This window comes from Xanthomonas sp. 3498, from assembly GCF_014199795.1.
GTDB classification, from domain to species: Bacteria; Pseudomonadota; Gammaproteobacteria; order Xanthomonadales; family Xanthomonadaceae; genus Xanthomonas_A; species Xanthomonas_A rydalmerensis.
Map to the genome: position 1 here is coordinate 89,492 of NZ_JACHOH010000003.1, position 13,224 is coordinate 102,715.

Below are 13,224 nucleotides of genomic sequence, written 5' to 3' on the forward strand. Positions count from 1 at the left end.
GCTATTGCTCGCCTCGCAGGAAACCTGCTTCACCATCGGCAACGTGTTCAGCAGCGTGGGCGGGCGCGGCGACGTGGGTTGCCCGTCGGCCGCTCCGACGTGGATTTACACCAAGCGACGCACGTTCACCGGCTACTCCGCCAACTCCGCCGCCAGAAACTGCGCGGTTCGACTGTCGGCCTGCCGCGCCACCACGCCTGGCACACCCGCCGCCACCACCTTGCCACCCGCCCCACCCGCACCCGGCCCCATGTCGATGATCCAGTCGCTGGCCGCGGCCACGCGCATGTCGTGCTCCACCGCCACCACGGTGTTGCCCGCCTCCACCAGCCCGTGCAACTGCCGCAGCAGCGTGTCCACGTCGGCCGGGTGCAGGCCGGTGGTGGGCTCGTCCAGCACGTACACGGTGCCGCGACGCTGCGCACGCTGCAGTTCGCTGGCCAGCTTGATCCGCTGCGCCTCGCCGCCGGACAGCTCGGTGGCGGGTTGGCCCAGGCGCAAGTAGCCCAGGCCCACATCCACCAGCACCTGCAGCGGCCGCGCGATCGCCGTATCGTCGGCGAAGAACGCCAGCGCCTGCGCCACGGTCATGCGCAGCACCTGCGCGATGGTGTGGCCGCGCAGTTCGATCTCCAGCGTCTTGGCGTTGTAGCGCGCGCCATGGCAGGTCGGGCACGGCGCATACACGCTGGGCATGAACAGCAGTTCCACGCTCACCGCGCCCTCGCCTTCGCACGTCTCGCAGCGGCCCTTGGCCACGTTGAACGAAAAACGCCCGGCGTCGTACTTGCGCTTGCGCGCCGCCGGCGTGGCCGCGAAGCGCTTGCGCACATGGTCGAACAGGCCGGTGTAGGTGGCCAGATTGGAACGCGGCGTGCGCCCGATCGGCGCCTGATCCACCTGCACCAGCCGCCGCACGTGCTGCAGGCCGTCGGCGATGTAGCCGTCGGTGGCGACGCGCGTACCCCGCTCCAGCGGATCCAGTTCCTCCTCCGCCTCGGCCGGTGCCTGCCCCAGTTGCGTGCCCAGCAATTCCACCAGCGCCTGGCTGACCAGCGAGGACTTGCCCGAACCGGACACGCCGGTGACCGTGGTGAACACGCCCAGCGGGATGTCCACGTCCAGCGCGACCACGTTGTTGCGGCTGACCTCGCGCAACTGCAGCCAGCCCTCCGGCGTGCGCGGCGCGTGCGCGGCGGCCTGCGGCTCGGCGAACAGGTAGCGACGGGTGGACGAGGCCTGCACCTGCGCCAGTCCCGCCGGCGGACCGCTGTACAGCACCTGCCCGCCGTGCTCGCCGGCACCAGGGCCGACATCGACGATCCAGTCGGCATGACGGATCACGTCGATCTCGTGTTCGACCACGAACAGCGAGTTGCCCGCGCCCTTGAGCTGATCCAGCGCGCCCAGCAGCGCCTGCGTGTCGGCCGGATGCAGGCCCGCCGACGGTTCGTCCATCACGTAGACCACGCCGAACAGTTGCGAGCGGATCTGCGTGGCCAGGCGCAGCCGCTGCAGTTCGCCGGGCGACAGCGTCGGCGTGCTGCGTTCCAGGGTCAGATAGCCCAGGCCCAAGGCCTCCACCACCTGGATCCGCGCCAGCAGGTCCTGGGCGATGCGCTGCGCGGCCAGGGCCTGCTCCGGATGCCGCGAACGGCCCTGCATGCGACCTTCCGCCGCGGGCCGCAACAGGTCGGCCACCTCGCCGAGCGGGCGCTGCGACAGTTCGCCGATATCCAGCCCGGCAAAAGTCACCGACAGCGCCTCACGGCGCAACCGCTTGCCGTCGCAGCTGGGGCACGCGGTGCTGATCAGGTACTGCGCCACGCGCTTCTTGATCAACGCGCTCTGCGTGCTGGCGAAGGTGTGCAGCACATAGCGGCGCGCGCTGCTGAAGGTACCCATGTACGCCGGCTCCTGCTTGCGCTTGAGCGCGCGCTGGGTCTCGGCCAGGGTGAAGCCGGGATACACCGGCACGGTCGGCTGCTCGTCGGTGTACAGGATCCAGTCGCGGGTCTTCTTCGGCAGCTTCGCCCACGGCACGTCGACGTCGTGGCCGAGCGTGGTGAGGATGTCGCGCAGGTTCTGCCCGTGCCAGGCCGGCGGCCACGCCGCCACTGCCCGCTCGCGGATGCTCAGCGAACGGTCCGGCACCATCGATGCCTCGGTGGCGTCGTAGATGCGCCCCAGGCCGTGGCAGGTGGGACAGGCGCCGGCCGGCGTGTTCGGCGAGAAGCCGTCGGCATGGATGATGCCCTGCCCCGGTGGATACGTGCCGGCGCGCGAATACAGCATGCGCAGCGAGTTGGAGATGGTGGTGACGCTGCCCACCGACGAGCGCGTGCTCGGCGCGCCGCGATGCTGCTGCAGCGCCACCGCCGGCGGCAGGCCATCGATGGCGTCCACGTCGGCGACGCCGGCCTGGTCGATCAGACGCCGCGCATACGGCGAGATCGAATCCAGATAACGCCGCTGCGCCTCGGCGAACAGCGTGCCGAACGCCAGCGACGACTTGCCCGAGCCGGACACGCCGGTGAACACCACCAGCGCGTCGCGCGGCAGCTCCACGTCCACGTCCTTGAGGTTGTGCTCGCGCGCACCACGGACGCGCACGAAGCCGGAAGCGGCGAAAGCGGAAGGCGTGGACATGGGCAGGACCGGCAACGCGAAGGAGCGCGCAAGCTTAGCCGCTCGGCCGCCATGGGCGTGTCGTGGCGACTGTGCTGCGGCGCGCCCGGTCTCTCATCGGCGCAGAACGGGCACGCAGTCGCCGGTGACGCAGGTCTCAACCCAACGCGGGCGCCACCAGCGTGTCAGCATCCGCGTCGCGCGCGGCCAACGCCTTCATCCGCGTCACCGCACTGGCGAAGGCGCGCAGCACCGCCACGCCGCGCTCGGCGTAGATCGCATGCAGCGCCTGGTAGTACCACAGCGTGCCCTCACGGCCGGCGGTGAAGCGCTCGAACACTGCCGCCCCGACCTCCGGGTCTTCCAGGTCGGCGACGATGCTGCGCGCGTTGTAGAGCTTGTCGCAGGCCGACACCAGCAGCACCGCATCCGGCGCCTCGGCCAGATGCGCCAGATACGCCTGCTTGCGGATGCGCCAGTCGCGGCGCTTGGCCGGCACGTCCGCGGGCACCGCCTTGCGCTCTGCGGTGGCGTCGGTGCAGGCCATCACCATGTCGGCGACTGCCTCGCCGAACTGCGCGCGGATCACCGCCTCGTGGCCGGCGCCGCAATCCTCGACCACGTCGTGCAGCAGCGCCGCGATCGCCTGGTCCTCGTCGCCGCCGGCCTCCAGCACCAGCGTCGACACGCCCAGTACGTGGCTCAGATACGGCACCGTGCCGCCCTTGCGGAACTGGCCGGCGTGGGCGATGCGCGCGTAGTCGACGGCGCGCGCGTAACGTTCGGTGAGAGCGGTCATGCGGCGATCCTGACGGAACAGGCCGGCATTATCGCCAAACTTGCCCGCGTAGGCGCGTGCAGGCGAGCGTGGGCATGGCGGCCGTTCAAGCTGCCCTGCCCCGGCGCTGCATCGCAGACCGCTCGATCGCCACGCCCCGGCTGACGTGCCCGACCTGGCACTGAAAGGCGGCCTGTACGCACAACACAGCTGCAGCGCACGCAAGAAGCCCTCGCCTTGGGCAACCGGTTGCTGGTAAGAGATACCAGGCAGGGTCCATGCGTCCCGCAGCGCCTGCACATTACTTTTCCCCCGCACCGCGTTAACGTGGCGCTTGGAAAGATAGGATGGTCTTGCCTAACCTACCGCCCACTCGATACACACGCATGAACGCAGCGCCGAGGATGCAACCGACCATGATCACCGACACCGCCCACGCCGTGGACGACACCGCCACCGACAGCGCCCCGATCCCGCCGGCCCGCCGTGCCGCCATTTCCGGCCGCGCCGCCGCGCACAGCGTGTACCGCTCGCCGCTGTCCGCCGATGACGCCGGCAATGACGCGCTGCGCCTGCGCGAACAACGCGCCAAGCGCGCGGCGCAGGTCGCCGCGGTCGGCACCGTCGCCGCCCTGGCCGCCGTGGCCCTGATCGCCTGGCGGCGCGCAAGGCGCTGACCGCGCAACAGCACCAGGCGCATTCGACATCATGCGCCGAGCAGGAAGCTCGCACGCCCACGCAAGGAACGTCCCCATGACGCCATGGCACCGCATCGCCCAGTTCGCCGGCCTGGCACTCGTCGCCAGCGCCTGCAGCATGCCCGCCGCCGCCCGCAAGACGCCGATGGCCTCGGCGGTGCTGAACGTCCCGGCCGACCTGCCCAACCAGCGCCTGTTCGATTGCGCCGAATCCAGCATCGCCACCCTGTCCGAGACCAGCAGCTCGTGGCCCAAGGTCACCCGCGAAGACCCGACCAAGGGCATCCTGGAATCGGGCGATTTCCCCGAGACGAACCGCAGCGGCTTTCGCCTGCGCCTGGAGCGGCCGCCGGGCGCCAACCAGGCCAGGCTCGCCCTCAAGGGGGCCGGCGCTTATTTCGTCGACCTGGGCGTGGACCAGGCGATGCACGACCTCAAGACCGCACTGGACCGCTGCGTCGCCACGCAACTCCATTGAGCCGACGAACGGAACACGGCAGTTCTGATCGCCGCTGCATTCACATCGACCAAGGAAGGACACGACCATGCCCAATTACGCCATCGAAGCCCGCTCGCTCGGCGTGATCGGTATCGCCGGCCACGCCTTCTGGGTGCTGCGCGACGAGCACGGCAAGGCCGTGGCGGAACTGCATGGCCTGGCCACCGACCGCCAGACCGGCCAGGCCATCCCCATCGGCACCGACGACACCCGGCACTCGCTGCGCGCCTGGCATTACCCGCACGATCCCGCGTACGCTCGCTCCATCGGCGAGAAGATCGACAGCACCACCTACATCCGCGACGACCAACCGTCACGCACGGTCGCCACCGGCGACAAGAACGAAATCATGGAGCGCTGGAATACGGCCGTGCGCGCCGTACTAGAACTCAACGCGCAGGATCGCGACTACCCGAACTACGGCTTCAAGGTCTTCGGCGAAACCATCAACAGCAACTCCGCCTACCGCACCTTCGGCGAGCTGATGGATGTGCCCGTGCAGAAGTTTCATGGACGCCTCGAACCGGGCGTTGACAACCGTATGCTGTCGCAGGAACGCACCGAGGAACTGCGGTATAACGCACCCAAGAGGCGGAGGCATGAAGGTCGAATTCGGCATGAGATGCATCCACTTTCGTAAGACGCTGAGGAGGAGTGAACAGCATGAAAAGCACTGAAAAAATCCTACTCGCCTTGGCGCTAACCATTTCTTCAACCTCCTGTGCAACCGCTGGCCTGGCAACCGACAAAAGCCAAGGAAGAAACATGAACTCGAATAATGAGATGACTGCAGCCGATCTTGGGCATCGTTTCTTATCGCTGATAGAGAGCACGCAGAATTTCAACGATCTATCGGCAAAATCGATCCAGTCTGCTATCGGAACGACCTTCGAGGGAGACGAAAAATCAGGAGCCTATTCGCTTAAATTGCCAGATGGGAAGTGGCAATACGGAATAACCTACAACTTCGATAGCAAACTTGAGGAATACTCGAACGTAACGATTGAATTGATAAGGGCAACCAATTCAGTCGACGAGAGCCATCCGCCTTGCGACCTTGGCATTGATGAGTACAACCGCACATTGAAGGCGGCGGGATTCAGTATCAGGCCAAGTACGCAAAACGAGATCGGCGGGCTCTTGGCGCTCCACTACGCGCGCAACGACATGCATGTCCAGATCGTCCCACAACGCCAAAACCCGGCCTGCGTCAAAGCGATCAGCATCCAGAAATTTGGAGAGTGACCGGTATGGCAAACACTAACGCCCAGCTAGAGGCCGCCTTGGCTCAGTTTGCCAACCAGCCAGGAGTGACCGCCGATCAAGAAGCGAAATTACGCGCAACAATCGTCGCAGACCGGGATCTGACACAGCGCCTCAACCAAGAAGCCGCCAATGGACATCTGACCGGGTTCGCCTTGGGCCCAAGCGGTTCAGAATCCTTGACCGGGTCTTACGACAAGGCGTCCGGCGTCGTCACCCTCCCGGCGCTCCAGCCTGGACCGTCCGCTGCCGAAGCATTGCGTGGCTCTCTGCGCCTGCAGGAAATGAGCATGCGTTTCGCTCACAGCACCTACACAGACCGCAACCAGCAAATTCAACCGGTGACCCAAGACATGGTCACCAACCTGCAAGCAACGATCAACAGTTCGCCCACACTGGCAAATGAAATGAAGCGGGCGGTGACCACGCTCGACAGCAACTACAGTAGCGACAGGCGACAGGCGACAGGCGACAGGCGACAGGCGACAGCACATGTTGCTTGAGAATTTCGCCCCGCTCAGCGGAACCGTCGCAGGCGGGACGTTCAATCCTGCGAATAAGACGATGAGTATTCCACCCGCCACGCTGGGGCAATCGCCCAATCAGTTCAATCGGTACGACGCCACTGACCTGACGTTTGTACTGGGACACGAAACCCAGCATGCCTTCAATCAAGTCAGCATGGCCGCTGCCTATCGGCAGTTCGACGAAGCTGCCAAGGCCATCGCCAAAGACAATAACCCGATTAACGACTACACGTTACCGATTGAACAGTTGGTCGCAAGCAATCGGCAAGACGAAGCCAAAGCCCAGATTGCAGGATGGAACGCATTGCTGGACAGGGTGAAGCAGCGCAATCCAGGTGCAGACCTGACATCGATGATGACGCTTCGCAATAGCCGTCTGGATGACTTTGTCGAGCCCAACCCGTCCAACATCAGGCAAGCCCAAGCAAAGCCGGGCTTGACCTTCAATACCGACGGCTCGCTCCCGATGACACCCGAGAACATCGCCACAGAAGCCAGCTACTACTTCGACAAAAGCCCAAAGGGCACTCCCGGTCTGTCGCCCAGTCAGACGACCGGCATCGGCTACCACGGCGACTCGGACTACCCCAATTACTACGGCGCTCCGGCACTGAGCCGCGCGATCAAGATCGATAGAGAAAATGCGCACCCAGTCCACGGCGTCGCGCCGCAAATGCATCTGAACATGCAACGCCTGCATTTCAATGAAACCTTGCTGGAGCGCAACGGCATCACCTTGCCGCAAGGCGCCGCGACCACGCCGCAGGAGTACTGGGATACCAGCACCACCCCGCCGAGGCGCGGGCTGCTGCAACACACCCAGGACTCTCACCAGCACATCAGTCCGACCTCCGAGCGCGACTCTCCGCAGGCAGGACGCGCCCAGCCGGGCGATCCAGGACATCCCAGCACCCCCTTGTTCGAGAAGATCCGCGAAGGCGTGCGCGGGCTGGATCAACAAGCCGGCAAACCGTGGGACGAGAACAGCGAGCGACTGAGCGCGAGCCTGTTGCTGTTGGCCGGCGAAAAGGGCTTCACGGCAAAGGACGACCTGAAGATCGCGGCCAACACGCCCACCGCCACCTTGGGCAGCGGCGAGGTGGTGCACCTGTGGCGCATCGGCCATCCATCGCCCGACCCCGCCGCGCACCGAGCGCACATGCCCATGCAGGAGGCGCTCGCGGTACCGGCGGAACAGCGCTTCGCGCAACTGGAGGCGGCGCAGCAGCAAGTCAGGTCAGATGAACTGCAGCGCAGCCAACAACACGAAACTGTGCAGACGCAAGCGACGCCGGCGCGTTCGATGTAGACACCGCAAGCATTCCTACCGTGCGCCAGTGCGGGCAAGGCATCGGCACGACCGCGATGGTGCCGCCGGCCACGCGCGAGGGTTGCATAGCAGTGTCGCCATCGAACAAAGACCGAACGCAGCGGGCGAATGGCGACGCGCCTACCGCAGACGAGGCCCGCTCAGGGCGCTCCGCTATCAGCGCCAAAGCCCTGCGCCTGATATGGGACCGACGCTGCGCCGGCCACGACAGCTCGCGCAGCACCATGTCCAGTTGCTCCGCGAGCAGTTCCATGCACACCGCCAACGCGCCCACGCGCACCGTCGGGGCGGCCTCGCGTTACTTCCTTCAAAGTGCGTGGCAACGCTAGTCGCGCTAGGAACCGCATATGATCGCGCGGCTGCTGCAGGCTGTACTGCGCTTCTTCTGGCAGGTAATAGCGAGGATCCGAATCGGGATGACGGGCTGCCTCGGTCATAGTATCCCTCGCCAAACGGCATGAAGATCCACCCGTTGTTGGAGGTGGTAGCCCGCTGCACGAGAAGTCCCTAGGCTCCGGGTAGCAATCCTGCTATCGCTGGCGCGACGCGTCAAGTCGTCTCATCAACTTGGCCTTGCATGCTGCAAGCGATGATTGGCATGCGCCAGCTTGTATACGAACTGCTCCAAAGCAGTCGCAGCGTTGCCAAGCGATGCCGCGCGTCAATGTAAAGACTTGTCAGCCATTGCGCATCGGTTCAAAGTTCGAGCGAGCAACGGAAGGCATCCAGGAGAACGCCGAGCGTGATCGTTTATCAGTCGACCCGTGCCGCGTTCCTGCAAGACTCGGAACAGCAGGCAATCGAGGACATCATCTCCACCGCCTTCATTCAGAAGACGGGCCGATATGCCCCGGAGAGCGAGTTTCGTGCCTGGCGCCACTCGCTCACCCAGATGGCTGACGTTCTCAGCGACGAAAGCCTGCCCGAAGACATGGGAGTGGGCATTGAGTTCGGTATTCCGCAGACCGCCAAGCGCATCGACTTCATCCTGAGCGGGCTCGGCGAGACCGAAGAACCGCGGGCGATCATCGTCGAACTCAAGCAATGGTCCACGTCCGCCGTCACCGACAAGGACGGCATCGTTAGGGCGCAACGCGGCGGGCCGACCGAGACCGAAGGCCCCCACCCGTCCTACCAAGCTTGGTCGTATGCGGCCCTGCTGCAGGGCTTCAACGAGGCGGTGCACGAAGGCGGCGTCCAGCTACAGCCTTGCGCCTACCTGCACAACCACTTCCGCGACGGCACCATCGACGATCCGCGCTACACCGCCTACACCGACAAGGCGCCGCTGTTCCTGCGCGGGGTAGAAGAGAAGCGAAAGCTGCGCGACTTCATCCGCCAGCACGTGCGCAAAGGCGACAACGGCGAATTGCTCTACAAGATCGAGAACGGCCGCATCCGTCCTTCCAAGATGCTCGCCGACAGCGTGGTCGGCATGCTCAAGGGCAATCAGGAATTTGTGCTGATCGACGAACAGAAACTGGTCTACGAAACCTGCCTGGCGCGCGCTGCGCAGGCCAGCGCCGAACGCAAGCAGGTGGTGATCGTCAAAGGCGGCCCCGGTACCGGCAAGTCGGTGGTGGCCGTGAACCTGCTGGTCGAGCTGACCAAGCGCGGCACCACCACCAAGTACGTCTCCAAGAACGCGGCGCCGCGTGCCGTGTACGCGCAGAAGCTGGCTGGGCACGTGCGCAAGATCGAGATCGCCAATCTGTTCTCCGGATCGGGCAACTTCCATCAGACAGAGCCGAACGTGTTTGGCGCGTTGGTGGTAGATGAGGCGCATCGCCTCAACGAAAAGAGCGGCCTGTACGGCAACCTCGGCCAGAACCAGGTGATGGAGCTGATCCGCAGCGCCCACTGCACCATCTTCTTCGTCGACGACGACCAGATCGTCACCCTCTCCGACATCGGCCACACCGGCGAGCTACGGCGCTGGGCCGCCCAACTCGACGCGGAGGTCACCGAGCTTGAACTGGCCTCGCAATTCCGCTGCGCCGGCTCGGACAGCTACATCGCTTGGCTGGACAATTTTCTGGGCATCCGCGAGACCGCCGACACCGACTTCGACCGCGACGCCTTCGACTTCCGCATCGTCGAATCGCCGAAGGAACTGCACGACCTGATCCGCGAGAAAAACAAGATCAACAACAAGGCGCGCGTAGTCGCCGGCTACTGCTGGGACTGGAAGAGCAAGAACAACCCGGATGCCTGGGATATCGAAATCCCGGAACACGGCTATCGCGCACAATGGAACCTTGGAAGCGACGGTAGCTTATGGGCTGTCGCCGAAAAGTCAGTCGAGCAGGTCGGATGCATCCATACCTGCCAGGGACTAGAGTTGGACTACGTGGGCGTGATCATCGGGCAGGACCTGGCTTGGCAAGATGGTCAAGTCCTCACCGACCCTAGCAAGCGCTCCAAGCAGGATCGTTCGATCCGTGGCTACAAGACGCAGTCCAAGTACGATCCCGATGTCCACGATCGTGTGGATCGGATTATTCGAAACACCTACAAGACCTTGATGACTCGAGGCATGAGGGGGTGTTATGTCTATAGCAGCGACATGGTATCTAGAGCCGCAATGCAGAAGTAACGGGTTGTACATGGAGCGGCCATCCGGACCTCTCAACTAAAACGCCCGGTACAATTTCCGATATCTTTTCTCGCTCGCCGAATGGCGCGTGCCGATGGTGCATTTCGTGCACTTCGATGAGAGCCACGCAGACCTGCAACTGTCAGATTCTTCCATGGTTGTATCGGCTTCCGGACAAAAACTGACCTCCATAGGCATCGCAGTCCATCAAAGAAGAAAATTCACTGGTTCTGCGCCATTGCGCGAGCGTCGAGCGCCTGCATCTAGGACCAACGACTGCTCAACGGACGTATTGATCGCCACATGGGTGGACATGCCGACACGCTGATACGCGAGGTTGCGCAGCTCGCTCTGCACAACGAACACGGCCGCGCCGGCCGGGGCTCGCGATGGCTGCTCGCTCAGCAGCACCTGATCGATACGCTCCAGCCCATTTGCCTTGGCTAGGTCACTCACGCGATCGCTGGTGCCGTCGCTGGCTTCCCAACTCTGCTGGATTCTCTCGCGATTCGGGCATCAGCACGTCAGCTTACGCACTCGTCGCCTACCGTTGAATACGCGCGTCGCCAAAGCGGTTCAGGGCCACACGTCTGGCTGGCAGCAAACTCCGACCAACTCAAACCACCCCCTGCCCCACCACAAACACCACCCCATCGCCCCCACCCCCACTCTGCAGCAACCGCCCCTCTGCCTCCAGCGCCTCCAGCGACACATCGGCGCCGAGATCAGTCGCCCCACCTTCCAACGTCAACCCCACCCAGCGATCGCGGCCAGCATGCTTGGCGCGGTACAGGGCGGCGTCGGCGATGCGCAGGCTCAGTGGCCAGTCGCCGCCGGGGTGGGCGGGGAACAGGCTCACGCCCATCGACACGGTGAGGGCGATGCGCCCGGCCGGGCGCATCAGGGGGTCGGCCTGCAGGCGTTCGCGTAGGCGGCGGAACAGGCGCGGGGCGTCGGCCAGGGTGCCGCCGGGGCAGATCCACAGGAACTCTTCGCCGCCCCACCGAGCGATGACGTCGGAGTTGCGCGCGCAGTCGCGCAGCAGGTCGCCGAGATGCATCAGGGCGTGGTCGCCGCCTTCGTGGCCGTGCAGGTCGTTGACGCGCTTGAAGTGGTCGATGTCCAGCAGGGCGATCAGCAGCGGTTCCTGGGTGCGCTCTGGCGTCGCCGCGGCCTCGCGTGCCTGCAGCCAGGCGGTGACGTAGCGGCGGTTGCGCAGGCCGGTGAGGGCGTCCTCCTCGCTCTGCCGGCGGATGGTGGCGGTGAGCTGTTCCAGTTCGCGGTGCTGGGTGTGGATCTCGTCGTTCTTGCGCGCCAGCTCGGCGTTGACGCGCCGGCGTATGCGGCCTTCGCGCACCTTCAGCAGGAAGAAGCCTGCCAGCGCCAGCAGTGCGGCCAGCAAGCCATACAGCACGCTGCGCTGGCGCTGTTCGCGCGCCTGCAGTTGCGCGTAGGCGGCCTGTTCGGCGGCGCGGGTGCGGCCGAGCGCGGCCAACTCGCTCTTCTTGCGTGCCAGGTCCACTGCCGATTCGAGCTGCGCGATGCGGGTCTTGGATTCGACGTTCACCGCCTCGTCGTTGACCGTTTTGTATTCGCGCATCAGCGCCAGCGCCTCGCGGTCGCGGCCGAGCGCGTCGAGGTTGTCGATCATGGGCGGATACAGCTCAAGCCGCCGCGTCACATTGTCCGATTCCGCGAACAACTGCCGCGAGTGCGCGAACGCCGCAGCCGCGGCATCGCGCTGGCCGAGATCCACCAGTGTGGTACCGAGGTTGGAATAGATGATGGCCGCTGCACCGTGATCGCCGTGTTCGCCGCTCTGCGCGGCGTTATCCAAGATCTCGGCCGCCTCTTGCAACAAAGGCAACGCCTCCTGCGGGCGATGCAGGCGACGCAGGACATCGGCGAGGTTGTTCAGCGGGGAGATCAGCGATGCCGTGTCGTCGGCGCGCGCCGCTGCCAATGCCTGCCGGTAGATGGCCTCGGCGCGCTGCAGTTCGCCAGCGCCGTCGTAGGCCGACCCTAGATTGTCGAGCACGGCCGCGCGTGACAGTTCCTTGGGCGGCTTGACGTCGTAGGCGGCCAAGGCGCGTTGGCCATAGGCGATCGCCTTTCCCCATTCGCGGGCATAACAGAACAAGCCGGTGGCGTTGTTAAGCAGCATGGCGTCGTCCGGCTTGCCCAACGCCTTGCCTACCCGTTCCGCCTCGAGCAATGCAGCGATTGCGTCTGGCATGCGCCCTTGCTGCGAAGAGACGATGAACACGATCTGGTTGGCATTGTATTCCACCAGATCGGGATGCTTACGCACTCTGGACAACGCGATGCGGGCGACCCGCAAGGCGTCTTTCTGTGCGCCGATCTGGTAATAGCAAGCGGCCAGTTGCCGCCACAAGTCGGCGATGAGCGGCTCGTCCGGCAGTTCCTTCTCCAGTCGCCGCATCTCAGCTTCGAGTTCGGCAATGCGCGCGGCGTCGCGCAGTTGCCAGATGGCGCCATTGAGCTTTTTGAACAGACGCACCCGCTGCTGCGGCGACAACGACTGCGTGCGCAGGGCCGAGCCGAGGGCGACCACGGTCTCCGGCTTGCCGGCGGCGGACGCCGCGTCCACCAGTTCCAGACCGAGGGGAATCAAGCCCCGCTTGTCGGCCGCAGCCTCCCACGCCGGCATACCCATGCGTAGCGCGGCCGCCGGGTCTTCGGCGCGCACGGCCTCTACGCAGGCCGGCAAGGCCTGCGCTGGCGCACACGCGGGCGTTACCACCGTCTGTGCCACCGCGCACGGCACGAGCACACCCCACCACAGCAACGCCCCGAGCGACTGCCAAACCAAGCGACTGCGCACTGCATTCTCCCCCAAGATGCCACGGCCCACGCCGGAGTCCTGGGCGCGGCGGCTGCCGGC

General features: G+C 65.0%; 11 protein-coding genes and 1 pseudogene. 7 read left to right on the plus strand and 5 right to left on the minus strand.

The features are described from left to right. Positions 1-132: 132 nt before the first annotated feature. Together GGR66_RS10085 and GGR66_RS10090 are read right to left on the minus strand one after the other, a co-directional pair. A complete protein-coding gene (locus GGR66_RS10085; protein ID WP_184448186.1) occupies positions 133-2,649 on the minus strand; it encodes an excinuclease ABC subunit UvrA in 2,517 nt (838 codons plus the stop codon). Positions 2,650-2,785: 136 nt separating this feature from the next. Further along, positions 2,786-3,427, minus strand: coding sequence for an HD domain-containing protein (locus tag GGR66_RS10090; protein ID WP_184448187.1), 642 nt, complete (start codon positions 3,425-3,427; stop codon positions 2,786-2,788). Positions 3,428-3,822: 395 nt separating this feature from the next. Here GGR66_RS10090 and GGR66_RS10095 point away from each other — a divergent pair, with 395 nt between their 5' ends. The 6 genes from GGR66_RS10095 to GGR66_RS21175 all read left to right on the plus strand — a co-directional run bounded on the left by GGR66_RS10095 (position 3,823) and on the right by GGR66_RS21175 (position 7,702). After that, on the plus strand, positions 3,823-4,083 hold the full coding sequence (locus GGR66_RS10095) for a hypothetical protein (protein ID WP_255421658.1): 261 nt from the start codon (positions 3,823-3,825) through the stop codon (positions 4,081-4,083). A gap of 76 nt (positions 4,084-4,159) precedes the next feature. Then, complete coding sequence (locus tag GGR66_RS10100; protein WP_160964334.1) at positions 4,160-4,582, plus strand: hypothetical protein; 423 nt, start codon at positions 4,160-4,162, stop codon at positions 4,580-4,582. A 67-nt stretch (positions 4,583-4,649) separates the two neighbouring features. Then, entirely contained in the window at positions 4,650-5,243 is a 594-nt protein-coding gene (locus tag GGR66_RS10105; RefSeq protein WP_184448189.1) for a hypothetical protein, read from the plus strand. A 23-nt stretch (positions 5,244-5,266) separates the two neighbouring features. Then, positions 5,267-5,848 (plus strand): hypothetical protein, encoded by a 582-nt coding sequence (locus GGR66_RS10110; RefSeq protein WP_184448190.1) that lies wholly within the window; start codon positions 5,267-5,269, stop codon positions 5,846-5,848. Between the two features lie 5 nt (positions 5,849-5,853). Continuing rightward, positions 5,854-6,369, plus strand: coding sequence for a hypothetical protein (locus GGR66_RS10115; RefSeq protein ID WP_255421659.1), 516 nt, complete (start codon positions 5,854-5,856; stop codon positions 6,367-6,369). Further along, a complete protein-coding gene (locus GGR66_RS21175; RefSeq protein ID WP_255421660.1) occupies positions 6,359-7,702 on the plus strand; it encodes an XVIPCD domain-containing protein in 1,344 nt (447 codons plus the stop codon). The genes GGR66_RS10115 and GGR66_RS21175 overlap by 11 nt, the downstream gene beginning before the upstream one ends. 229 nt (positions 7,703-7,931) lie before the next feature. On the opposite strand, the pseudogene GGR66_RS21180 reads toward GGR66_RS21175, so the two are convergent. Beyond that, positions 7,932-8,160, minus strand: a pseudogene (locus GGR66_RS21180) (hypothetical protein); the annotation flags it as partial. A 305-nt stretch (positions 8,161-8,465) separates the two neighbouring features. Between GGR66_RS21180 and GGR66_RS10125 the strand changes: the two are divergent. Further along, positions 8,466-10,319 carry a DUF2075 domain-containing protein gene (locus tag GGR66_RS10125; RefSeq protein ID WP_184448191.1) on the plus strand — a complete coding sequence of 618 codons (1,854 nt, stop codon included), beginning with the start codon at positions 8,466-8,468 and terminating at the stop codon, positions 10,317-10,319. A 207-nt stretch (positions 10,320-10,526) separates the two neighbouring features. Here GGR66_RS10125 and GGR66_RS10130 read toward each other — a convergent pair whose 3' ends face one another. Then, the gene (locus GGR66_RS10130) at positions 10,527-10,817 is read right to left on the minus strand and encodes an XVIPCD domain-containing protein (RefSeq protein WP_326521001.1); all 291 of its coding nucleotides are present in this window, start codon (positions 10,815-10,817) and stop codon (positions 10,527-10,529) included. A 118-nt stretch (positions 10,818-10,935) separates the two neighbouring features. Next, on the minus strand, positions 10,936-13,194 hold the full coding sequence (locus tag GGR66_RS10135; protein ID WP_184448193.1) for a GGDEF domain-containing protein: 2,259 nt from the start codon (positions 13,192-13,194) through the stop codon (positions 10,936-10,938). Positions 13,195-13,224 lie beyond the last annotated feature (30 nt).

What these genes read in the sequence shown, in the direction of transcription:
- GGR66_RS10105 (WP_184448189.1), top strand. Translation starts at nt 4,650, where the DNA reads ATGCCCAATTACGCCATCGAAGCCCGCTCGCTCGGCGTGATCGGTATC.
- GGR66_RS21175 (WP_255421660.1), top strand. Translation starts at nt 6,359, where the DNA reads ATGTTGCTTGAGAATTTCGCCCCGCTCAGCGGAACCGTCGCAGGCGGG.
- GGR66_RS10090 (WP_184448187.1), bottom strand. Translation starts at nt 3,427, where the DNA reads ATGACCGCTCTCACCGAACGTTACGCGCGCGCCGTCGACTACGCGCGC.
- GGR66_RS10100 (WP_160964334.1), top strand. Translation starts at nt 4,160, where the DNA reads ATGACGCCATGGCACCGCATCGCCCAGTTCGCCGGCCTGGCACTCGTC.
- GGR66_RS10110 (WP_184448190.1), top strand. Translation starts at nt 5,267, where the DNA reads ATGAAAAGCACTGAAAAAATCCTACTCGCCTTGGCGCTAACCATTTCT.
- GGR66_RS10095 (WP_255421658.1), top strand. Translation starts at nt 3,823, where the DNA reads ATGATCACCGACACCGCCCACGCCGTGGACGACACCGCCACCGACAGC.
- GGR66_RS10115 (WP_255421659.1), top strand. Translation starts at nt 5,854, where the DNA reads ATGGCAAACACTAACGCCCAGCTAGAGGCCGCCTTGGCTCAGTTTGCC.
- GGR66_RS10085 (WP_184448186.1), bottom strand. Translation starts at nt 2,649, where the DNA reads ATGTCCACGCCTTCCGCTTTCGCCGCTTCCGGCTTCGTGCGCGTCCGT.